This is a genomic window from Serratia sp. BIGb0163, assembly GCF_024809935.1.
In the GTDB taxonomy this organism is placed as follows: domain Bacteria; phylum Pseudomonadota; class Gammaproteobacteria; order Enterobacterales; family Enterobacteriaceae; genus Serratia; species Serratia quinivorans.
Map to the genome: position 1 here is coordinate 162,126 of NZ_JANUDZ010000004.1, position 23,534 is coordinate 185,659.

Here is a 23,534-nt window from a genome sequence, read left to right on the forward strand (position 1 = left end):
TCAACGCTATAAACGTTTAACTTAGCCCCCGTTGTCGGACTAAACCTCCATTTATAACTCCTAAAACTCTGCCCATCATCATGAGTGGTCACTTTCGAATAAGGACAAAACGCCGGACGTTATGCGTTTTCTGCTCTTATTTGGTCTCGCGATGAAATGGCAAGCCGGCAACCGGGTGGGGCATAACGCCACCACGTATCGGACACTTTTTTTCATTTGAACAGGCAACACGACATCGTATGAGTCATCGTTTAACGTCAAAAGATATTATTGCACTGGGTTTTATGACCTTTGCCTTATTCGTCGGTGCCGGGAATATCATTTTCCCGCCGATGGTCGGTTTACAGTCCGGTGAACACGTCTGGACTGCAGCTATCGGCTTCCTGATCACAGCCGTCGGTCTACCGGTGATGACGGTGATCGCGCTGGCTCGTGTCGGTGGCGGCATTGACGCCCTGAGTACGCCAATTGGGCGTCGCGCCGGTCTGCTGCTGGCGACCGTCTGCTATCTGGCCGTTGGCCCGCTATTCGCCACCCCGCGCACCGCGACCGTTTCCTTCGAAGTGGGCATTGCACCGCTGACCGGTGACGGCGCCATGCCGCTGTTTATTTACAGCCTGGTGTATTTCGCGCTGGTGATAGGCATCTCTTTGTATCCGGGCCGCTTGCTCGATACCGTTGGCCACGTACTGGCACCGCTGAAAATTGTTGCGCTGGGCGCATTGGGTATTGCCGCGCTGGCCTGGCCTGCGGGCACGCCAATTCCGGCCACCGAGGTCTATCAGAACGTTCCATTCTCTACCGGCTTCGTTAACGGCTATCTGACCATGGATACGCTGGGCGCGCTGGTCTTCGGCATCGTCATCGTTAACGCTGCGCGTTCCCGCGGTGTGAAGGATGCCAAATTGCTGACGCGTTACACCATTCTGGCGGGCCTGATCGCCGGTGTCGGTTTGACGCTGGTTTACCTGAGCCTGTTCAAGCTGGGTTCCGGCAGCGGTGTGCTGGTGCCGGATGCCACCAACGGCGCGGTGATCTTGCATGCTTATGTACAGAACACCTTCGGTGGGTTGGGCAGCTTCTTCCTGGCCGCGCTGATCTTTATCGCCTGTATGGTGACTGCGGTTGGCCTGACCTGCGCCTGTGCCGAGTTCTTTGCCCAATACCTGCCGTTCTCTTACAAGACGCTGGTGTTCATTTTGGGTCTGTTCTCGATGCTGGTTTCCAACCTGGGCCTGAGCCATCTGATCCAGATCTCTATCCCGGTACTGACCGCGATTTATCCGCCGTGTATCGTGCTGGTGGTGTTGAGTTTTACTCAGCGCTGGTGGAACAGCGCGCCGCGTATCATCGCGCCGGTGATGTTAGTCAGCCTGTTGTTTGGTATCCTTGACGCGGTGAAAGCGTCCACCTTCCAGCACTTCCTGCCGGAGTGGACCAATCACCTGCCATTGGCGGATCAAGGGTTGGCATGGTTGCCGCCGTCGCTGCTGATGCTGGTGCTGGTCGCAATTTATGACCGGGTTTGTTCGCGCTCCGAAGTGACCGCGCACTCCTAATTCCCCGGCTAAATTTTGGGCCACGGACTTGTCCGTGGCTTTTTTACGTTTAAAAAACACGGGTTATCTTCATGCAACAACAGTCACCCGCCGCTCCTGCGGCCAATAAGCTGAAACGCGGTCTCAGTACGCGTCACATTCGCTTTATGGCTCTTGGCTCGGCTATCGGCACCGGTCTGTTCTACGGTTCGGCGGACGCCATTAAAATGGCCGGCCCGAGCGTTTTGCTGGCCTACCTGATTGGCGGTATTGTCGCCTTTATCATCATGCGCGCGCTGGGCGAGATGTCGGTCAACAACCCGCAGGCCAGTTCGTTTTCACGCTACGCGCAGGACTATCTTGGCCCGATGGCCGGCTATATCACCGGCTGGACCTACTGTTTTGAAATCCTGATTGTCGCGATTGCCGACGTGACGGCGTTCGGTATCTATATGGGGATTTGGTTCCCTGAGGTGCCGCATTGGATTTGGGTGCTGAGCGTGGTGCTGGTGATTGGCGCCATCAACCTGATGAGCGTGAAGGTGTTCGGTGAGCTGGAGTTTTGGTTCTCGTTCTTCAAAGTGGCCACCATCATCATCATGATTGCTGCCGGTATCGGCATCATCATCTGGGGGATTGGCAACGGCGGACAGCCGACCGGTATCCATAACCTGTGGTCTAACGGCGGCTTCTTCAGTAACGGGTTTATCGGCATGATCCTGTCGCTGCAGTTGGTGATGTTTGCCTACGGCGGCATCGAAATTATCGGTATCACCGCCGGTGAAGCGAAAGATCCGAAAAGCTCGATTCCCAAGGCCATCAACTCGGTGCCGTGGCGTATTCTGGTGTTCTACGTCGGTACGCTGTTCGTCATCATGTCGATCTACCCGTGGAACCAGGTGGGCACCAATGGCAGCCCGTTCGTGCTGACCTTCCAGCACATGGGGATTACCGTGGCGGCAGGTATCCTTAACTTTGTGGTGATCACCGCATCATTGTCTGCGATTAACAGCGACGTGTTTGGCGTTGGCCGCATGCTGCACGGCATGGCTGAACAGGGCCACGCGCCGAAGATATTCAGCAAGGTCTCCAAACGCGGTATTCCGTGGGTCACGGTGGTGGTGATGATGCTGGCGCTGCTGCTGGCGGTGTATCTCAACTACATCATGCCGGAAAACGTGTTCCTGGTGATTGCCTCCCTGGCGACCTTCGCCACCGTGTGGGTGTGGATCATGATCCTGTTCTCGCAGATTGCCTTCCGTCGCAGCCTGAGCAAAGAGCAGGTGAAAAACCTGGCCTTCCCGCTGCGCGGCGGCGTGTTCACCTCGGTAGTGGCGATCATCTTCCTGGTGTTTATCATCGGCCTGATTGGCTACTTCCCAACCACCCGCGTATCGCTGTACGCCGGTCTGGTCTGGGTGGTGGTACTGCTGGCGGGCTACTACTTCAAGCTCAACCACCAGAAGAAGCTGGCGGTGCTGGCGCAGCAGCAGGATTGAAAATGAAAACACCGGCCATGCGCCGTAATGCTTGTAAGTTAAGGTGATCTTGTTCCCTCTCCTTTGGGAGAGGGTTAGGGTGAGGGGATACAAACCAACGCGAAAGCCCCTCACCCCGGCCCTCTCCCTTGGGAGAGGGGGACGCCCACTTAAACAACGTCGTACATTCTTATTCAGAATTTTGCTTAACTAACGGCATTACGGCCATGCGCCGGTGTTTTTTTAATGCTGTTCCTCTGGCTCATCGTCACCGGAGGAGCGAGCTTCGATGCGCAGGCTGCTGTCGTTCAGCCGTTCTTCCTTCCCTTCTCCTGCTGCGCGCGCCAGCACTTCGCGGATATCCTGCATATTGCTGCTCAGGGCGCTAAGCGCCGGCTGCAAGGTCCGACTCATATGGCTTTCGTCCAGCGAAGCGCTGTGCAGGCAGCCAATAAACAGCAGCGTGGCCAGCAGGGTAAACAGCCGGTGGCGTAATGATTTCAGCAATCCTCTTTTCCTTCTGCGGGCGATAATCAACGCATTAACGCGGTTTTTTTGCCGAAAGAGAAGCGGACCGAGACATCCGTTGTCCATAGGTTGAGAGTCATTACCGGCAGAAACAGTTACGTCAACCTGCGTCAGGAAAGGTCGGGCGCCTGGCGCATTTGGCTGAGCATGCTGCGCATATCGTTGCCGGTTGGCGTTTGATGTACCCGCAGGTCGAATTCGTTAATCACCGCCAGAATATGGTCGAAGATATCCGATTGAATGCTTTCGTATTCCGCCCAGACCGTGGTGTTGGTGAAGGTGTAAATCTCAAGCGGCAGGCCCTCCGGCGTTGGCGCTAATTGGCGCACCATCAGCGTCATATTCTGATGAATATTCGGGTGGGCGCGCAGGTATGCCACCAGATAAGCGCGCAGCGTGCCAAGGTTGGTCAGGCGGCGGCCGTTGAGGGGGGAACTGAGATCTACGGCAATCTGCTGATTATGTTGGCTTAACTCCTGCGTTTTATCGTTCAGATAGCGTTGCAGCAGCGGGTTGCGGTTCAGCCTCTGCTGTTCCTCATCCGACAAAAAATGCACGCTGGTGGTGTCGATATTGATGCTGCGCTTGATGCGCCGCCCGCCGGATTCCGACATGGATCGCCAGTTTTTAAAAGAGTCGGAGATCAGCGCGTAGGTCGGGATGGTGGTGACGGTGTTATCCCAGTTGCGCACTTTTACCGTGGTCAGGCCGATGTCGGTGACCGCACCGTCTGCGCCGTATTTCGGCATCTCCAGCCAGTCGCCGATGCTAAGCATATCGTTGGCGGAAAGCTGAATACCGGCCACCAGACCGAGGATCGGGTCTTTAAACACCAACATCAGCACCGCGGTCATCGCCCCCAGTCCGCTGAGCAGCAGCAAGGGTGACTTACCCATCAGCAAGGAGACGATCATGATGCCGATCAGGATGGCGGCTACCAGCTTCAGCCCCTGGAAAATGCCACGCAGCGGCAACTGGTTTGAAATCGGGCTTTGGCGCAGCATCGCCAACAGCGTATCCAACAGGGAAAACAATGACAGCAGGGCGAAGCCCATGATCCACACCTGGGCGGCGGTGACGATAACCGCCTGCGTCTGGCCACCGGCGTGTAACCACAGCACCGCCTGCAGATTAATGATCACCCCCTGCAATAACAACGCCATACGCTGGAACAGCTTGTATTGGGTGATTGCCTGTTGCCATACGCGTTGCGATTGCTGGCCACGGCGCTGGATTGCCCTCAGCACTACGCGGTGCAGCACCAGATGGATCACCACCGAAATCAGGACGATCAGCCCCAGCACCATCAGCAGAGACATCACCCCGCTAAATTCCAGCCCGAACTTCTCCAGCCACAGGGTTATCTGTTGTTGCATTGCCGCTCCTTTAAAAAATGTGCAAAAAATATCCAATAGACTCAAAACACGTTAGCCTAATGGCTGCGGGCCACAATGTGCGTCTTTTTACCATTTTTTACATAGGCTTGCCGCTGACCAACTATCTCCACCCCCCGGCTCCTCCCCGAGTTTACCGGCCAGAGAGGAGGGGGACTGGCACTCAACGTGGCATTGTTCGTGGCATTGAATAACGTCGTCGATTTCGTTTTGTACAGCAGGAGGAAAGTCATGCTTAACGCCTGGCATCAACCGGTCCCGCCCTTTGTGGTGAAGAAGGGGCAACGTCTTGATATCACGCTGTGGTTACAGGGTGATGATGTGCCCGAACGGGTGTTTTTACGCGCCGAGCCGGATAATGAAGAATGGTTGCTGACGATGAAAGTGCAGCATATTGACGGGCTGCATCGCTATCAGGCCAGTTTGACGCTCAATGAGGGTGAGCCAACCCGTCGTTACTGCTTCAAGTTGGTTTGGGCCGCCTGTCAGCAATGGTTCGGCCCCCAGGGTTGGTCGCTGACGCCGCCGGGGCAACTGGCGCAGTTTGCTGTCGACGTGCCCGACCGCAGCCCGGCCTGGGTGGCGGATCAGGTTTTCTATCAAATTTTCCCCGATCGCTTCTCCAGTAGCGGGGGGGAACATTGCATTCAAAGTGGCAGTTATCGCCATCATGCGGCCGGTTGCGATATTGTACGCCGCGATTGGCAATATCCGCTGGAAGATCGGCATGCCGCGTCCACCTTCTATGGTGGCGATCTGGATGGCATCAGCCAAAAACTGCCTTATCTACAGCAGCTGGGCGTGACGGCACTGTATCTGAATCCGATTTTCACTGCGCCCAGCGTACATAAATACGATACCGAAGATTATTACCAGGTCGATCCCTATCTCGGCGGCAACGCCGCCCTGCAGCGTTTGCGAGTGAGTACTCACAAGGTGGGGGTGAAACTGGTGCTGGACGGGGTGTTTAACCATACCGGCGATTCGCATCCGTGGTTTGACCGCCACCAGCAAGGGGATAACGGCGCTTGCCATCACCCCGATTCACCTTACCGTGGCTGGTTCAATTTCTACCCCGATGGCCGCGCGCTCGACTGGAAAGGGAATGCCAGCCTGCCGAAGCTTAATTTCGCTGAACCGCAGGTAGCGGAAGCGATTTATCGCGGTGACGCCAGTGTGGTGCGCCATTGGTTGCGGCCGCCGTACAACATCGACGGTTGGCGGCTGGATGTGGTGCACATGCTGGGTGAGAACGGGGGCGCTACCGGCAATTTGCAGCATCTGGCGGGCATTTATCAGGCGGTTAAACAGGAAAACCCGCAGGCCTACGTGCTGGGCGAGCATTTTGGCGACGCGCGTCGCTGGCTGCATGCCGGCGTGGAAGATGCGGCAATGAATTACATGGGCTTTGCCCTGCCGGTGCGGGGGTTCCTCGCCGGACTGGACGTGGCGCACCACCCGGTGCAGCTGGATGCGGCGGACTGCGCCCAGTGGATGGACGGTTATCGGGCCGGGCTGCCGCATGGCCGTCAGTTGATTCAGTTCAACCAGCTCGACAGCCATGACACTGCACGTTTTCTGACGCTATTACAGGGCAATCAGGCGCGGATGCGCATGGCGGCGGTGTGGCTGATGAGCTGGATCGGCGTACCCTGCCTATATTATGGCGACGAGATTGGTCTGGATGGGGCCAACGACCCGTTCTGCCGCAAGCCTTTTCCGTGGGATGAAAGCCAGTGGGATCAGAACCTGTTGGCCCTGTACCAGCGCATGGCGGCGCTGCGCAAACAGAGTCTGGCGCTGCGCCGCGGCGGTTGTCAGGTGCTGCATGCCGCCGCTGAAACGCTGGTGTTTGTGCGTATTTACCAACAGGAACAGGTGTTGGTGGCGTTACAGCGTGACGGCAGCGGCAGCGTGACCCTGCCACACGGCCCGTTGCTGGCCGCAGGCCAATGGCAACGGCTGGAAGGGGATGGCGAGTTAAATGACACGCAAAACGCGATCTCGCTGCAACTGGGTGAAGAGTCCGTGACTCTGTGGCGACGTGTCGGTTAGTTCTGTAAAGGGGCCAGTATACCGGCCCCTTTATGGGTTAGTGGGTGTTCGGATGGCCAGTCAGATCAATAACCTACGGCGGAGCCGGCCGGGCGACGAACGTCATTGGCGCCGTACAGGTAGCCTTCGCGCACTCTGCCGGAAACCGCGGAGTCATTACCGGAGTTGGCCGGGCTGACGCCTGCGGCACCTGGCAGGCCGACCAGAATCAGTTCGGCGGCGCCCCATGGCGTTTGCTCAACCATCTTGTAACCCATGCCGCCGAGAATTTTCAGCGTATCGGCAGAAACTCCGCGCTGTTCGTAGTAAACCTCATCCGGTAACCACTGATGGTGGATACGCGGTGCATCTACGGCCTCTTGCGGCGCCATACCGTGGTCGATCACGTTTAAGGCGGTTTGCAGAGTGATGGTGATGATGCGCGATCCGCCCGGCGAGCCGAGAACCATAAAGATTTTATTGTCCTTGGTCACCAGCGTCGGGCTCATCGACGATAGTGGGCGCTTACCGGGGGCTATGCTGTTGGCGGTTCCCTGCACCAGCCCATAAAGATTTTTCTCGCCGACTTTGACGGTGAAATCGTCCATCTCATCGTTGAGGAAGAAGCCGGTCCCCGGGGCTATCACCACGGCACCAAAGCGACCGTTGACGGTATAGGTGGTGGAGACGGCGTTGCCCTGATGATCGACAATCGAGTAGTGGGTGGTTTCCGGCTTCTCGTGGGGTTCCATGCCCGGCTGCACGTTCTCTGACGGCGTGGCTTTGTCCGCGACGATTTTCTTGCGGATCTCTTCGGCATAGCTCTTGCTGACCAGCCTGTCGATCGGGTTCTTGATGAACTCCGGGTCGCCGAGGTAAGTGTTACGGTCCATATAGGCGTGGCGCATCGCTTCGGTCATGGTATGGATGGCCGCCGCCGAATTAAAGCCCATGCGCTTGAGATCGTAACCTTCAACCACGTTGAGAATTTCGCACAGCGTCACGCCGCCAGAGCTTGGCGGGGGAGCCGAAACAAACTTATAACCGCGATAGCTGCAGGTAATCGGCGGGGTTTCGGTGACTTGGTAATTGGCGAAATCGGCTGCCGTCAGAATGCCGCCGCCCTGTTTGGCTGCCGCCTCTACCGCCTGGGGAATTTTGCCTTTATAGAAGGCGTCCGGGCCTTCTTTGGCGATGGCCGCCAGCGTATTGGCCAGGTCGCTCTGCACCAGGCGATCGCCCGGTTGCAACGGCGTGCCGTCCGGGCGCAGGAAGATTCGGGCAGATTCCGGATCCTGTTTAAAGCGTGCGATGGTGGTATCAAGGATATCGGTATCGGCGCGGGTCAGCACAAAGCCCTCGCGTGCCAGTTTGATTGCCGGCTCCATCACCTGCTCGCGGCTCAGTTTGCCGTATTTTTTGCGCGCGGTTTCCATGCCCAGCACGGTGCCCGGCACGCCTGCGGCCAGATAGCCGTACAGACTGGCACCTTTCTTCACGTTGCCGGCGGCATCCAGATACATGTTGGCGCTGGCCGCTGCCGGCGCAGTTTCGCGGAAGTTGATGAAGGTGTCGGTGCCATCGGCCAGGTGCACCGTCATAAAGCCGCCACCGCCGATGTTACCGCAGCACGGGTTGACCACCGCCTGCGCATAACCCACGGCGACGGCCGCATCAATCGCATTGCCGCCCAGTTTCAGGATATCCACGCCGACCTGCGAGGCCAGATGTTGCGATGTCACCACCATGCCGTTTTTGGCTTCGACCGCCGGATTGGAGGCGGCATACAGGCTGCTGCTGACCAGCAGCGCCGCCATGGTCAGCGGCTTGCTCCATTTTTGTAAAAACATAGTTATTCCTACCCTGTCAGTTTTCTTATTGTGTTTGGCTTGCCCCTCCTGACGTGCAAAGAGCGGGCCAGCGTTATTGATACTAGCCAGAGTTAAGGGATTGTGCGGAAAATAGCCGGGTAAATGTGAGCGGAAACAAGCAAATGAAGCACGCAATGGGGGCGATGTGCCCTAAAAAAGAGCAAAAAAAACCGGCCGCGAGGGCCGGTTGATACACTTGCAGGCTGAAATTACAGCTTGGAAGCGTTCTCAGACAGGTATTTAGCTACGCCGTCCGGAGATGCGCCCATACCTGCTTTGCCTTTTTCCCACTGAGCCGGGCAAACTTCGCCGTGTTGCTCGTGGAATTGCAGCGCGTCAACGGTACGGATCATTTCGTCGATGTTACGGCCGATTGGCAGGTCGTTAACAACCTGAGCGCGAACCACACCTTCTTTGTCGATCAGGAAAGAACCACGCAGGGCAACGCCTGCTTCTGGGTGCTCGATGCCATAAGCTTTCTGAATTTCACGCTTAATGTCAGCAACCATTGCGTATTTCACTTCCCCGATGCCGCCATTCTCGACAGGGGTTTTACGCCATGCGTTGTGGACAAATTCTGAGTCGAATGAAACGCCAACCACTTCAACGCCACGCTTCTGGAATTCTTCATAGCGGTGATCGAATGCGATCAGCTCAGAAGGACATACGAAGGTGAAGTCCATCGGCCAGAAGAACAGGACGGCTGGTTTGCCGTTCAGGTGCTTCTTGAAGTTGAAGTTTTCTACGATTTCGCCACTGCCAAGTACGGCAGCTGCAGTGAAGTCAGGGGCTTGACGAGTTACCAGGACCATAATTACTCCTGTAATAGGTGTTAAGGGGTTGATGTAAAAGCAAGGGCCAGTATAGGGGCCACGACTTGGTGAAGAAAGGGTAAAAGACCAATCAATGAGATAGCTTTCACCTATCAAAGTCGGTGATTAAATTTAGCAGTCTTTAAAAATAACCTTTTCCCATAAAAGGGCAAGGCTTAAAAAGCAATTTCTTGTAAAGCATCGCATTTTCAAAGGCTTTGGCTTGACCTTACAGCTGCTTGTCTTTGGCCTGCTGCATCATCTGTGGGTAAAACTGCCAGAATTGTGTTTCAAGCTGATGATAGTTGCGCTCCACGTCGGCGAAGGAGCCGGCCAATGCGGCCAGACGCGGACGACGGCTGGCCATGCCTGCCAGCACGTTACCGATAAACGGCAGTTCGGCGTAGCGCTCCAGCCAGCGTTCCGGCCATATATAGCCGTTCAGATTCTGAAAGCGTGGCGGCGTCAGCGGCAAATGCGGCAGGATTTGGCTCTGGGCTTGCTGGGTAAAACTCGGCAGGCTGAGGGAGGGTTCCAGCTGTTGCCAGTGGCGCGCCAGAAAGTGATCCCATACCACGTCGAGCGTAATGGGGGCCACGCGTCGGTGTTCTTCAGAGAAATAGGCGCGGCAGGCTCTTACCTGCGGCAGGTTGTCGGTCAGTACATCGACGCGACGGTGCATCATAATGCCGGCCACCACGGCGGGATCGTACTCGCCGGCAGGGTTGCCGCGCACGAAGTCGGCCAACAGATTGCCCAGCAACGAGCTTTCCGCCAGTGAGGCTAAATGGAGATGAGCGAGATAATTCATCCGGCAACTATACCTGAAGTCATGCAAATCCTCCTTATTTCTTGCCGCTGACCGCCCGCAGCTTTAGACTAGGCCGCCTGTTTTTTACCAACCAGTCCTATATTGAAGAAGTGAATAGCCATGCGCGTCGCCGATTTTTCGTTTGAACTTCCCGAGTCCCTGATTGCCCACTATCCCCAGCCTGAACGCAGCGGTTGCCGTTTGCTGCAGTTGGACGGGCCGAGCGGGGAGCTTAAGCATGGCGTATTCACCGATCTGCTGGATAACCTGGAAGCCGGCGATCTGCTGGTGTTCAACAATACCCGGGTGATCCCGGCACGCATGTTTGGCCGCAAGGTCAGCGGCGGCAAGATTGAAGTGTTGGTCGAGCGCGTGCTGGACGACCATCGGGTATTGGCGCACGTTCGCGCCTCGAAGGCCCCGAAACCGGGCACCGACCTGCTGCTGGGTGACGACGAAAGCATCGCCGCCACTATGGTCGCGCGCCACGATACGCTGTTCGAACTGCGCTTCAACGATGAACGCGACGTCTTTACTATCCTTAATGCCGTTGGCCATATGCCGCTGCCGCCGTATATCGATCGTCCGGACGAAGACGCCGACCGCGAACTTTATCAGACGGTCTACAGCGAAAAACCGGGCGCGGTAGCTGCACCAACCGCCGGGCTGCATTTCGACGAGCCGCTGTTGGCTGCGCTGCGCGAGAAAGGCATCGAGATGGCGTTTGTCACCCTGCACGTGGGTGCGGGCACCTTCCAGCCGGTGCGGGTGGAAACCATCGAAGAGCACGTCATGCATGCCGAATACGCAGAGGTGCCGCAAGAGGTGGTTGACGCCGTATTGGCCTGCAAAGCGCGCGGCAAGCGTGTGGTGGCTGTCGGCACCACCTCGGTGCGTTCACTGGAAAGTGCCGCCAACGCCAGCAAAGAGGCATTGATTGCGCCGTTCTTCGACGACACCAGCATCTTTATCTTCCCGGGTTACCACTATCAGGTGGTTGACGCACTGGTGACCAATTTCCACCTGCCGGAGTCGACGCTGATTATGCTGGTTTCCGCCTTTGCCGGTTATAAAAACACCATGCATGCCTATCAGCAGGCGGTGGCCGAGCAGTACCGTTTCTTTAGCTATGGCGATGCGATGTTCATCAGCCGTAACCCGCTGGCGGAGCAAGAATCCGTCGGCGCCTGATTTCCTGGGCTGCGCATCTGGCGCAACCCTGTTTTAACGACATCAGACTGTTTCTCTGATGCTGGAGGCTTTGTGAAGTACGAATTAGACACAACCGATGGCCGCGCTCGCCGTGGCCGCCTGATCTTTGAACGTGGCGTGGTGGAAACCCCAGCCTTTATGCCGGTCGGCACCTACGGCACGGTAAAGGGCATGACGCCGGAAGAAGTGAAAGAGACCGGTGCGCAGATCCTGCTGGGCAACACCTTCCACCTGTGGCTGCGCCCAGGGCAGGAGATCATGAAGCTGCATGGCGATCTGCATGATTTCATGCAGTGGCATGGCCCGATCCTCACCGATTCAGGCGGCTTCCAGGTGTTCAGCCTGGGCGCGATGCGCAAGATTAAAGAGGAAGGCGTACATTTCCGTAACCCGATTAACGGCGATAAAGTGTTCCTCAGCCCGGAAAAATCGATGGAAATCCAGTATGACCTGGGGTCTGACATCGTGATGATCTTCGACGAGTGCACGCCGTACCCGGCAGACTGGGACTACGCCAAAAGCTCGATGGAAATGTCTCTGCGCTGGGCGCAGCGCAGCCGTCAGCGTTTCGACGAACTGAATAACAAGAACGCTTTATTCGGCATTATTCAGGGCGGTGTTTACGAAGATTTACGTGATGTATCAGTAAAAGGGCTGGTGGATATCGGTTTTGATGGTTACGCTGTGGGCGGCTTGGCAGTAGGTGAGCCAAAAGAGGATATGCATCGCATTCTTGAACATGTTTGCCCGCAAATTCCGGAAGATAAGCCACGTTACCTGATGGGCGTTGGCAAACCGGAAGATCTGGTTGAAGGCGTGCGTCGCGGTATCGATATGTTCGACTGCGTGATGCCAACGCGTAATGCCCGTAACGGCCATCTGTTCGTGACTGACGGTGTGGTAAAAATCCGTAATGCCAAGCACAAGGATGATACTTCTCCGCTGGATAAAGACTGTGATTGCTACACGTGTCGCAATTACAGCCGCGCCTACTTGCATCATCTCGATCGTTGCAACGAAATACTCGGTGCCCGATTGAACACCATTCATAACCTGCGTCACTACCAACGCCTGATGGCGGGTTTACGCGAGGCCATTGAACAGGGTAAATTAGAGCTGTTTGTTGCGGATTTCTACGGTCGGATCGGTAAACCGGTTCCACCTTTAAACGCTTGAATTAATAATTGATAACTTAATGAGGGAATTTCAATGAGCTTTTTCATTTCTGACGCCGTCGCATCCGCAGGAGCTCCGTCTCAGGGAAGCCCGTACTCTCTGATCATTATGCTGGTGGTTTTTGGCCTGATTTTCTATTTCATGATCCTGCGTCCACAGCAGAAACGCGCTAAAGAGCACAAGAAACTGATGGACTCGATCGGCAAGGGTGATGAAGTGCTGACCACCGGTGGCCTGATTGGTCGCGTGACCAAAGTGGCTGACACCGGCATCATCGCTATTGCGCTGAACGACACCACGGAAGTGATGATCAAGCGTGACTTCGTGGCGGCCGTTCTGCCGAAAGGTACCATGAAGGCCCTGTAATTTTGTTTTCCCGAAGGGAATTGCCGTGCTAAACCGTTATCCTTTGTGGAAGTATCTGATGCTGATCGTAGTGATCATCATCGGTCTGCTTTATGCGCTTCCCAACCTCTATGGTGAGGATCCGGCTGTACAGATCACTGGCGCGCGCGGTGTCGCCGCCAGTGAAACTACGCTGGACCAAGTCCGTACCGTATTAGAAAAAGACAAGATCGCGAGCAAGTCGATTGCGCTGGAAAATGGCGCCATCCTGGCTCGCTTTAGCAATCCTGATATTCAGCTGCGCGCGCGTGAAGCCTTAATGGCTGAGCTGGGCGACAAGTTCGTGGTGGCGCTGAACCTGGCCCCGGCCACGCCGGCCTGGTTGGCCATGCTGGGCGCCGAACCGATGAAACTCGGTCTGGACCTGCGCGGTGGCGTGCACTTCCTGATGGAAGTGGACATGGACACTGCGCTGAGCAAACTGCAGGAACAGACCATGGACACCCTGCGCAGCGAGCTGCGTGAAAAGGGCATTCCTTATGCGTCTATCCGCAAGCTGGACAACAACGGCGTGGAAGTGCGTTTCCGTGACGATGCTGCCCGCGATCAGGCTATCAGCTACCTTGGCCCACGCCAACGTGACATGGTGTTCTCTGCCAACGGCACCAACACCCTGAAAGCCAACCTGACGGATGCCCGCCTGAGCGAAGCGCGTGAGTATGCGGTGCAGCAGAACATCACTATCCTGCGTAACCGTGTTAACCAGCTCGGCGTTGCCGAACCGCTGGTACAACGCCAGGGTTCTGACCGCATCGTGGTCGAACTGCCGGGTATTCAGGATACCGCACGTGCCAAAGAGATCCTGGGTGCTACCGCGACGCTGGAATTCCGTCTGGTTAACACCAATGCGGATACCACTGCGGCAGCCAATGGCCGTGTGCCGGGTGACTCCGAAGTAAAAGACACCCGCGAAGGCCAGCCGGTTGTGCTGTACAAGCGCGTGATCCTGACCGGTGACCACATTACCGACTCCACCTCCAGCACCGACGAATACAACCAGCCGCAGGTTAATATCTCGCTGGACAGTGCCGGCGGTACCGCGATGTCCAACTTCACCAAGGACAATATCGGCAAGCCGATGGCGACCCTGTTTGTGGAGTACAAGGACAGCGGCAAGAAAGACGCTAACGGCCGTGCAGTCCTGGTGAAACAGGAAGAAGTGATCAACGTGGCGAACATTCAGTCGCGTCTGGGCAACAGCTTCCGTATTACCGGCATCGGCAACCCGAACGAAGCACGTCAGCTCTCGCTGCTGCTGCGCGCCGGTGCGCTGATTGCGCCTATCCAGATCGTGGAAGAGCGGACAATCGGTCCGACCCTGGGGCAACAGAACATCACCCAAGGTCTGGAAGCCTGCTTGTGGGGCCTGGTGGCATCCATCGTGTTTATGGTGGTTTGGTACCGTAAGTTCGGCATGATCGCTACCACGGCGCTGGTCGCCAACCTGGTGCTGATTGTCGGCGTGATGTCCCTGTTGCCGGGGGCGACGCTGACCATGCCGGGTATTGCCGGTATCGTGCTGACGCTGGCGGTGGCGGTCGACGCCAACGTACTGATCAATGAACGTATCAAGGAAGAGCTGAAGAACGGACGTTCCGTTCAGCAGGCGATCCATGAAGGCTATAAAGGCGCGTTCTCCAGTATCGTTGATGCCAACATCACCACCCTGATCACCGCGATTATTCTGTACGCAGTGGGCACCGGTTCGATCAAAGGCTTTGCGATTACCACCGCAATCGGTGTGGCGACGTCCATGTTCACCGCGATTGTCGGTACCCGTGCCATCGTCAACCTGCTTTACGGCGGCAAACGCATTAACAAGCTGTCTATCTGAGGAGTGCGTTGTGGCACAGGATTATACTGTTGAACAACTCAACTACGGCCGTAAAGTCTATGACTTTATGCGCTGGGATTACGTGGCCTTCGGCATCTCGCTGTTGCTGCTGATCGCGTCAATCGCCATTATGTCGGTGCGTGGTTTTAACTGGGGTCTGGACTTCACTGGCGGTACCGTCATTGAAATCAGCCTGGAACAACCGGCCAACCTCGATCTGATGCGCGATACGCTGGAAAAAGCCGGGTTCCAGGACCCGATTATTCAGAACTTTGGCAGCAGCCGTGACGTGATGGTGCGTATGCCACCGGCGATCGGCACCGCAGGCCAGGAACTGGGTAACAAAGTCATCAGCGTGATTAACGACTCGGTCGATAAAAACGCCACGGTGAAGAGGATTGAGTTCGTCGGCCCGAGTGTGGGCACCGAACTGGCGCAAAACGGCGGCATGGCGCTGCTGGTGGCGTTGATCTGTATTCTGATTTACGTCGGTTTCCGCTTCGAATGGCGCCTGGCGCTGGGGGCGGTTATCGCGTTGGCGCACGACGTGGTCATCACTCTGGGCGTGCTGTCGTTGTTCCATATCGAGATTGACCTGACCATCGTCGCATCATTGATGTCGGTTATCGGTTACTCGTTGAACGACAGCATCGTGGTTTCCGACCGTATTCGTGAGAACTTCCGCAAGATCCGTCGCGGCACGCCTTACGAAATCATGAACGTGTCTTTGACCCAGACGCTGAGCCGTACCTTGATGACTTCCGGTACCACCCTGATGGTGGTTCTGATGCTGTACATCTTCGGCGGCGCGATGCTGCACGGCTTCTCTCTGGCTATGCTGATTGGTGTGTCTATCGGTACCATATCCTCTATCTACGTGGCGTCCGCGCTGGCGTTGAAACTGGGTATGAAACGCGAACACATGCTGCAGCAGAAAGTGGAAAAAGAGGGCGCAGATCAGCCTTCGATTATGCCGTGATTTGCCCGTGAGTTGAAAATATCATGCCGGTCGGCTTATCCCGACCGGCATTTTTTTTGCCTACAGACGGCTGACTCCGCTCTCTGAGGGTTCGGTTAACGTCAGTTGATTGAGTGAATTCACCAGCTCCGCCAGGCTGGCGGCCTGCATTTTTTCCATCACTCTGGCCCGATGCACTTCAACGGTACGCACCGCGATAAAGTGACGATCGGCAATCAGTTTATTGGTCATTCCCGCAGCCACGGCGCGGGCTATTTCACGCTCACGCGGCGTCAGCGCACTGAAACGCTGCTGTAGCTGATAGCGTTCCAACCGGTTTTGAGAATGGGCGATCCCGCGATCCAGCGCTTCGATCAGCGGCGCGGCGGCAATCGGTTTTTGCAGGAAATCCACGGCCCCCAGCTTCATCTCCGTCACGGCCATGGCAATATCACCGTGACCGGTGACGATCACCACCGCCAGGGTACTTTCCTGCCGACGCAGTTGTTGATGAACCTGTTGCCCGTCCATGCCCGGCATCCGAATATCCAGCATCACCACACCGCATTGATAAAGACTGACCTGGTCGACGAACTTTTGGCTGTCGTGCCAGATCTGCACCCGATAGTTCAGCCCCTCGAGTAAAAAGCGGCAGGCGTCGGTAACGGCTAAATCGTCATCGACCAGATGTATTAACGCCATGGCAGGTTTCCTGTTGGATCACGGGGAAGTACAGGGTCACGCGCAACCCTTGCTGTTGAGAAGCGGAAAAATAGTTTTCCAGTGTCAGATCGCCGCCCTGGTGCTTCAGCAACCGCTGGCAGATCACCAGCCCCAAGCCGAGGCCTTCCGGTTTGCTGCTGCGAAACGGGACGAACGGCAGCGTCAGCTGCTCGGCGTTCAGGCCGCCGCCGTCGTCCTCAACGATCAACCGTTGCTGATGTTGGTCGACTTCCAGCCGCAGAGTGATTTGTTGGGCACCTGCTTGCAGGCTGTTACTCAGCAAATTAGTGAGCACTTGCTCCAATAACGTCGTCTGGCTATACAACTGGCTTTGAGCCGGGATGGCCAGGGTTATGTGGCACAGCGGATACTCTTGTTCTATTTGCATCAGTTTAATCAGGTGTTCCACCAGCGGACGCAACAGCAGGGGGCGTGTGCTTTCATGGTGCGGCGTTTTGCTGGCCCAGCGTCGCAAATTGACAATGCTTTCCGCACCACGTTGCGCCTGCTGGCCAATTTGTTCGAGGATCGGCAGCAGTTCGTGCTGTCGATCGCTGCGCTCAAGACGAATACGGCAGCCCTCCGCATAGTGCCGGATCGCCGCCAGCGGCTGGTTAAGCTCATGAGCAAAGCCGGACGCCATTTCGCCCAGAGTGCTGAGACGTTGTGCCTGAGCCAGCGCAGTTTCTCTGGCGCGCAGCGTCTGATGCATCTGTTCGAGTTGGCGTCCGCGACGGCGCACCAGATGGCCGATCCACAGGTGGTTAGCGCCGAGCAACAGCATCCCCCCGAAGATGCCACCGAGCAACAGCAGGTGTTGCTGTGCCCAAAGGGTCACCTCCTGCCAGAGTGAGCGTTGGCTTGGGTGGATATTCAAATCTCGCAGTAGCTGATTAACCTGGCGGGATGACGCCGGGGCGCCCCAAACCGGCAGGCCGGGAGCGTTCATCTGCAGTAACTGGCGGGTTAACTCATCTGCCAGCCGATCCGGGACGTGGTTCAGGGCGGCAAATGACCAGTTGGGATACAGCTCGGTGCTGGTCAGGCAGGGCTGGCCACTGTGTTTTGCCAACAGGGCGCGGTAATCACTGGCCTGCAGCAACCCTTCCGCCTGCATTTTTTCCAGCAGGCAAACCGGCACAATCACCGCATCCAGCGCCCGATCGCGCAGCTGATAAAGCAGGGCATCCGCCGGGTAACCGCTGAAATGCAGTTGCAAGTCTTTCTCCGGGTCAAGGCCCGCGCCAAGCAGTTCTTTATATCCCAGCAGGTAGCCGCCAAAGGCGTCCGCGGCGACGGCACCGACCTTTTTACCAACTAACTGGCTGGCCGTAGTGGTTGGGCTGTCGTGGCGCACCAGTATGACGCTGCCGACCACGTTGCCTGAGGCCTGCTGCGGCTGTTGGGAAGAACGCAGCGAAACCAGCCAGCGCAGCGGGTAGCGGTTATCCAACTGGACATATTGCGCCGGGTTGGTGAGCAAAAAGTCCACGCGTTCATTACGGACCGCCTCATCCATACCGGCCAGGCTTAGCGGCGACAGTTGGAAATGATCGCCGGGAAACTGGCGATTAAGGTGATCGACCAAGGGTTGCCACTGGGCCAGTGCATGGGCGTCGCCGCGCAGCGCCAGCACCGCGATGGTCCATTGCCCCGCCCAGGCAACGTTTAACCAACCCCCCAGCAACAAGATTAGCGCTGCTCTTTTCACCTCTTCTCCACTTTTATGATCCGCATCACCGGGTTGAATTGTCCTGGATCAAGCCGCCGTGGGGAATGTGGTAAACCACAATATTGGCGGTCGGTCGCTGTTTTTACACTCCTTTGTATCAGTTCCCCGGCGGATACTTATTGGGAGAAATCAATGGACAGTGGGAAACGGCAGTTTTTACAACGACTCGGTGCATTGACCGCCGGCGCAGCTCTGGTGCCGCTGGCGCAGTCAGGCTGGCAGTTGCAGCCGGCTCGGCGAGAAGGTGACAGCAAAAAGCGCATGGCGATGCTGATCGACCTGCGCCGCTGCATTGGCTGTCAGGCCTGTACCGTTAGCTGTGCGGTGGAAAACCGGCTACCGCAGGGGCAATTTCGCACCAGCGTACTGCAATATCAGGTCAGCCTGACGGGGCAGGACTCGACCACCAACGTGCTGCTGCCACGGTTGTGCAACCACTGTGACAATCCGCCTTGCGTGCCGGTCTGCCCGGTGCAGGCGACTTTCCAGCGTCAGGACGGCATTGTGGTTGTCGACAATACCCGCTGCGTCGGCTGTGCCTATTGCGTGCAGGCCTGCCCTTATGAGGCTAGGTTTATCAACCATGAAACCCAGACCGCCGACAAGTGTACTTTCTGCGTGCATCGGCTGGATGCCGGGCTGTTGCCCGCCTGCGTCGAGTCCTGTGTCGGTGGTGCGCGGATGATTGGCGATCTTAACGATCGGCAAGGTGCATTAAGGCGGGCTCTGGATGAGCATCAGGCACAGCTCAAGGTACTGAAACCCGAACAGGGGACACATCCTCAGGTGTTCTATCTGGGGCTTGATGAGGCATTTGTCAGTCACGTCCGGGGACAACCGGCACTGTGGCAGGAGGTGCATCCATGATCCGCGAAATTATGGCTCGCCCGCAGGAGATCGCCTGGTTGCCCTGGGCAGTGCAGTATTTTTTCTTTATTGGCCTGGCATGCGGCAGCATCATGATTGCCGTCTGGCTGCGCTGGCGCGATCCACAGAATACGTCACGCCTGGAGCTGGCCGCCGTCTCACTGGCGGTGGTGAGCGGCACCGTGGCGCCGATGGCCCTGAGCGCGGACTTACATCAGCCCGCCCGCATCTGGCATTTCTATGCCTACTTTACCCCCTGGTCGTGGATGTCGCTCGGCTCGCTATTTTTACCGCTGTTTACCCTGCTGGTGGTCAGCTATTTCGTTCTGCTGCTACGGGGGCAATTACGCGCGAAGACCTTGCCGTTTTGGGCGCGCTGGTTACAGTTCCGCCCGGCATGGCGTGAAGAAAAATGGCTGCGTTGGGTAGCGTTGGCCACTTTACTGTCTGCGGTCAGTATCCTGCTTTATACCGGACGCGAAGTTTCGGTGCTGCGGGCGCAGCCACTTTGGTACAGCCTTTGGTTACCCTGGCTGCTGTTGCTTACCGCCATGCAGGCCGTCCCGCCGCTGTTGGCCTGTTGGTTGCGCCAGGAGCCACAATGGCAGCCGCGTCTGGCTCGCTATCAGGCCGCCAGCCTGCTGTTGCTGTGCCTCTCCGGTCTTGGCTGGTGGCTGGATGGCAGCACTTCTTCCGTCGCGTTGCGCTCGCTTTCGACTCAGGGGGCGGTCTGGTTGTGGGCCGGTATCGCCTTTGTCGCCTTAACCCTGTTGCTGTTGGCGCTGGCGTGGCGCACCCGCCATCGGCCGTTGGGCACCAAAGGGCTACTGGCGCAATCTACCGCGGCGTTACTGCTGTGCTGGGGCGTGCGCTGGATGCTGCTGATGCAAACACAGACGCTGCCCAAGTTCAACGTATTGACCAATCCCTATGTGTTACCGCTCGGTAGCGAAGGGCTGTTGGCGATCCTGGGCACCCTGGGTTTATGGATGGCTTTAATCATTGGAATTCGTGAATTACAGCATGGGCTGATGGAGAAAAAACACTATGGCTAATTCAACGCGGCGTCAGTGGTTGAAAGGTGGGCTCGCCCTGGGTGGATTGGCAGTGTTTGGTGCCAGTTACAGCGAGATGGTGCAGAAAGTGTTTACCGGCCTGCGTGACGGCAGCAGCGGTAAATTGACGCTCGACCGGATCAGCGCCAACTCGCTGCCGACAGAGGGCCATCGGCACCCGGATGGCTGGCAGGCCAATCCGCAACAGGCGGTGTCCATGACCCAGTGTTTTGGCTGCTGGACGCTGTGCGGCCTGCGGGTCAGGGTGGATCGCGACAGTAATCAGATTTTACGCGTGGCGGGTAACCCATATCATCCGTTGTCGCACGATCATCACTTTCCTTATCCTTTGCCGGTGAGTGACGCACTCAACCGTCTGGGGGGCGATGAAGGCCTTGAACAGCGTTCCACCGCCTGCGCCCGCGGTGCGACCTTGCTGGAAGGGCTGACCAGCCCTTACCGCGTGCTGGAACCGATGAAGCGGGTAGGGCCACGCGGCAGCGGGCAGTGGCAGCGCATCAGTTTTGAACAGTTGATCCACGAAGTGGTCGAGGGCGGCGATCTGTTTGGTGAGGGGCCGGTTGAGGGGCTGCGGGCGATCCGCGATCTCGAAACGCCGCTCGATCCTGAACAACCTTCGCTGGGGCCAAAGGCCAATCAGTTACTGGTCACCAATGCCGGTGATGAAGGGCGGGACGCTTTTATCAAACGCTTTGCGCAAAACGCCTTTGGGACACGTAATTTCGGCCATCATGGCGCTTATTGCGGGCTGGCTTACCGTGCGGGATCCGGGGCGTTAATGGGGGATTTGGAAACCAATGCGCACGTTAAACCGGATTGGGACAATTTGCGTTTTGGCTTGTTCCTCGGCACTTCGCCGGCGCAGTCCGGCAACCCATTTAAACGTCAGGGGCGTCAGTTGGCCAACGCCCGTCTGCGTGATGAATTCCGGTATGTGGTGGTGGCACCGGCGCTGCCGTTGACCACTACGCTGGCCAACGATCACAACCGTTGGGTGCCGGTGTTGCCGGGCACCGATTCCGCGCTGGTGATGGGCATGATCCGCTGGATCATCGAACAGGAGCGTTATAACGCCGACTACCTGGCGCTGCCCGGCGAGACGGCTATGCAGGCGGCCGGTGAAAAGAGCTGGACCAATGCCACGCACCTGGTGGTGATGAATGACGATCATCCGTTGTGCGGCCAGTTTTTGCGTCAGGTGCATTTGGACGGCGGCACAACCGGAGAGGCCGAAAGCCCGCCTTTGGTCTGGGATACGCAGCGGGCTGAACCGGTGTCGGCTAACCAGGCGCTACAGGGCGCGTTGCGGGTGGAGCAACAGCTGCGGCTGGCCGACGGTTCACAGGTCGAGGTTCGTTCGAGCTTTCTCTGTCTGCAGCGGGCGGCTGAGCGCTTCACGCTGGCTGAGTACAGTACTCGTTGTGGCGTCAGTGCCGAGACCATTGCAGCGCTGGCCAAAGAGTTTACTTCCTATCAGCGGCAAGCGGCGGTGATCGCCCATGGCGGCATGATGAGCGGCAACGGTTTCTATAACAGTTGGGCGGTGATGATGCTCAATGCGCTGATCGGTAACCTGAACCTTAAGGGCGGCGTCTCGGTCGGCGGCGGTAAGTTCAAAGAGTTTGCCGATGGGCCGCGCTATAACCTGAAGACATTTCCCGGCATGGTGAAACCGAAAGGGCTGGTGCTGTCGCGTAGCAAACAGGCGTACGAACAATCGGACGAATATCGCCGCAAGATTGAGCAGGGTGACAAACCTTACCCGGCGCGTGGGCCCTGGTACCCGTTTGTCGCGGGCCAGTTCACCGAGCAATTGGCCCCGGCGCTGATGGGATATCCCTATCCACTAAAAGCCTGGATCAGCCATATGGGTAACCCGCTATACGGGGTTGCCGGTCTGCGAGAGGTGGTCGAAAGCCGGTTGAAAGATCCCCGGCAACTGCCGCTGTTTATCGCGATAGATGCCTTTATTAACGAAACCAGTGCGTTGGCGGATTATATCGTGCCGGACACTCACAACTTCGAGAGCTGGGGTTTTACCGCTCCCTGGTCCGGTGTGATGGTGCGGGCGAGTACTGCGCGCTGGCCTATTGTCCCGGCGCGTACCGCGCTCACGGCCGATGGGCAGCCGGTAGCGCTGGAAAGCTTTGTTATTGCGCTATCGAAGGCCATGGGGCTGCCGGGATTTGGCGATGCGGCACTGCAAGATACGCAAGGCAACACTTTTGGATTACACAGCGCCGAAGATTATTATTTGCGTGCTGCGGCCAACGTCGCCTTTGCCGGTGAGCCGTTGCCCGAAGCGACGAAAAGCGAACTGCGACTGACCGGTGTTGATCGCCTGCAACCGGCGCTGGATAAGGTGCTGAAAGCGGATGAACGGTTGCGGGTCGGCTATATGCTGGCTCGGGGTGGGCGTTTTGCACCTTATGAGCAGGCCTGGCGAGGCAATGAAACCGGACCGCAGTGGAAAAAAGGGCTGAATATCTGGAATGAAGAGGTGGCGCGCCATCGCCATGCCATGACCGGAGAGCGTTATAGCGGCTGTCCGACCTATTATCCGCCGCGTTTTGCCGACGGCTCCGATGTTGGGGAGCACTATCCGCCAGAGGCATGGCCGTTCCGTTTGATGTCGTTCAAGTCGCATCTGATGAGCAGCTCTACGGCGCCCATTGATCGCCTGCGCGCAGTGAAACCAGTCAACCTGGTGGCGCTCAATCCGGCCGATGGTGAGCGTTATGGACTACAACATGGCGATCGGGTGCAGTTGCAAACCCCAGGTGGCAGCGTTGAGGCGCAGATCAGTTTGCTCGACGGCGTGATGCCGGGTGTGATTGCTATTGAGCACGGTTATGGCCATCGCGAAATGGGGGCGCGTGCGCACCTGCTGGATGGTCAGCCACTGGCTGCCGATGCGCGCATTGCCGCCGGAATCAACTTAAACGACCTTGGGTTGCCGGATCCGACCAGAGAAATCAGCAATAGCTGGCTGGATTGGGTCAGCGGGGCGGCGGTGCGCCAGGGGCTACCGGCAAGGTTGCAACGGCTGGGTTAAACAGGTGGCCCACTTTCTCTAAGGGGGGAG

At 57.2% G+C, this 23,534-nt stretch carries 18 protein-coding genes; 11 read left to right on the forward strand and 7 right to left on the reverse strand.

Annotation, left to right across the window (positions count from 1 at the left end):
- Positions 1–239 precede the first annotated feature (239 nt).
- The gene (gene brnQ / locus M2406_RS15905) at positions 240–1,559 is read left to right on the forward strand and encodes a branched-chain amino acid transport system II carrier protein (RefSeq protein ID WP_012005486.1); all 1,320 of its coding nucleotides are present in this window, start codon (positions 240–242) and stop codon (positions 1,557–1,559) included.
- Between the two features lie 71 nt (positions 1,560–1,630).
- Positions 1,631–3,037, forward strand: a complete 1,407-nt coding sequence (gene proY, locus M2406_RS15910) for a proline-specific permease ProY (RefSeq protein ID WP_012005487.1) — start codon at positions 1,631–1,633, stop codon at positions 3,035–3,037.
- A 222-nt stretch (positions 3,038–3,259) separates the two neighbouring features.
- On the opposite strand, the gene M2406_RS15915 is transcribed toward proY, so the two are convergent.
- Together M2406_RS15915 and M2406_RS15920 are read right to left on the reverse strand one after the other, a co-directional pair.
- Positions 3,260–3,523, reverse strand: a complete 264-nt coding sequence (locus tag M2406_RS15915; protein WP_012005488.1) for a hypothetical protein — start codon at positions 3,521–3,523, stop codon at positions 3,260–3,262.
- Positions 3,524–3,654: 131 nt separating this feature from the next.
- On the reverse strand, positions 3,655–4,920 hold the full coding sequence (locus M2406_RS15920; protein WP_259190603.1) for a mechanosensitive ion channel family protein: 1,266 nt from the start codon (positions 4,918–4,920) through the stop codon (positions 3,655–3,657).
- 249 nt (positions 4,921–5,169) lie between these two features.
- On the opposite strand from M2406_RS15920, the gene malZ reads away from it, so the two are divergent.
- Positions 5,170–6,993: a maltodextrin glucosidase gene (gene malZ, locus M2406_RS15925; protein ID WP_259190604.1), complete on the forward strand. Its 1,824-nt coding sequence runs from the start codon at positions 5,170–5,172 to the stop codon at positions 6,991–6,993.
- Positions 6,994–7,058: 65 nt separating this feature from the next.
- Here the strand turns inward: malZ and ggt are convergent, their stop codons facing one another.
- From ggt to M2406_RS15940, 3 genes are all read right to left on the reverse strand, one after another.
- A complete protein-coding gene (gene ggt, locus M2406_RS15930; protein ID WP_259190605.1) occupies positions 7,059–8,822 on the reverse strand; it encodes a gamma-glutamyltransferase in 1,764 nt (587 codons plus the stop codon).
- A 230-nt stretch (positions 8,823–9,052) separates the two neighbouring features.
- A complete protein-coding gene (locus M2406_RS15935; RefSeq protein WP_085115428.1) occupies positions 9,053–9,655 on the reverse strand; it encodes a peroxiredoxin C in 603 nt (200 codons plus the stop codon).
- A gap of 229 nt (positions 9,656–9,884) precedes the next feature.
- Complete coding sequence (locus M2406_RS15940; protein ID WP_129939655.1) at positions 9,885–10,466, reverse strand: ACP phosphodiesterase; 582 nt, start codon at positions 10,464–10,466, stop codon at positions 9,885–9,887.
- A 120-nt stretch (positions 10,467–10,586) separates the two neighbouring features.
- Here M2406_RS15940 and queA point away from each other — a divergent pair, with 120 nt between their 5' ends.
- The 5 genes from queA (at position 10,587) to secF (ending at position 16,072) form a co-directional block, all read left to right on the forward strand.
- On the forward strand, positions 10,587–11,657 hold the full coding sequence (queA, locus tag M2406_RS15945) for a tRNA preQ1(34) S-adenosylmethionine ribosyltransferase-isomerase QueA (protein ID WP_115183149.1): 1,071 nt from the start codon (positions 10,587–10,589) through the stop codon (positions 11,655–11,657).
- A gap of 72 nt (positions 11,658–11,729) precedes the next feature.
- The gene (tgt, locus tag M2406_RS15950) at positions 11,730–12,854 is read left to right on the forward strand and encodes a tRNA guanosine(34) transglycosylase Tgt (RefSeq protein ID WP_012005502.1); all 1,125 of its coding nucleotides are present in this window, start codon (positions 11,730–11,732) and stop codon (positions 12,852–12,854) included.
- A 33-nt stretch (positions 12,855–12,887) separates the two neighbouring features.
- The gene (gene yajC / locus M2406_RS15955; protein WP_012005503.1) at positions 12,888–13,220 is read left to right on the forward strand and encodes a preprotein translocase subunit YajC; all 333 of its coding nucleotides are present in this window, start codon (positions 12,888–12,890) and stop codon (positions 13,218–13,220) included.
- A gap of 25 nt (positions 13,221–13,245) precedes the next feature.
- Positions 13,246–15,093: a protein translocase subunit SecD gene (secD, locus tag M2406_RS15960; RefSeq protein WP_026142232.1), complete on the forward strand. Its 1,848-nt coding sequence runs from the start codon at positions 13,246–13,248 to the stop codon at positions 15,091–15,093.
- A gap of 10 nt (positions 15,094–15,103) precedes the next feature.
- Positions 15,104–16,072 (forward strand): protein translocase subunit SecF, encoded by a 969-nt coding sequence (secF, locus tag M2406_RS15965; RefSeq protein ID WP_012005505.1) that lies wholly within the window; start codon positions 15,104–15,106, stop codon positions 16,070–16,072.
- A gap of 60 nt (positions 16,073–16,132) precedes the next feature.
- On the opposite strand, the gene ttrR is transcribed toward secF, so the two are convergent.
- Positions 16,133–16,753, reverse strand: coding sequence for a tetrathionate respiration response regulator TtrR (gene ttrR / locus M2406_RS15970; protein WP_012005506.1), 621 nt, complete (start codon positions 16,751–16,753; stop codon positions 16,133–16,135).
- Entirely contained in the window at positions 16,728–18,485 is a 1,758-nt protein-coding gene (ttrS, locus tag M2406_RS15975) for a tetrathionate respiration histidine kinase TtrS (protein ID WP_259190608.1), read from the reverse strand. The genes ttrR and ttrS overlap by 26 nt, the downstream gene beginning before the upstream one ends.
- A gap of 153 nt (positions 18,486–18,638) precedes the next feature.
- Here ttrS and ttrB point away from each other — a divergent pair, with 153 nt between their 5' ends.
- The 3 genes from ttrB to ttrA are packed head-to-tail and all read left to right on the forward strand — an operon-like array spanning position 18,639 to position 23,504.
- Positions 18,639–19,373 carry a tetrathionate reductase subunit TtrB gene (ttrB, locus tag M2406_RS15980; protein WP_017891823.1) on the forward strand — a complete coding sequence of 245 codons (735 nt, stop codon included), beginning with the start codon at positions 18,639–18,641 and terminating at the stop codon, positions 19,371–19,373.
- Positions 19,370–20,428 (forward strand): tetrathionate reductase subunit TtrC, encoded by a 1,059-nt coding sequence (ttrC, locus tag M2406_RS15985; protein ID WP_259190609.1) that lies wholly within the window; start codon positions 19,370–19,372, stop codon positions 20,426–20,428. Before ttrB ends, ttrC begins: the two co-directional genes overlap by 4 nt.
- Positions 20,421–23,504, forward strand: coding sequence for a tetrathionate reductase subunit TtrA (gene ttrA, locus M2406_RS15990; protein ID WP_259190610.1), 3,084 nt, complete (start codon positions 20,421–20,423; stop codon positions 23,502–23,504). Before ttrC ends, ttrA begins: the two co-directional genes overlap by 8 nt.
- Positions 23,505–23,534: the final 30 nt, after the last annotated feature.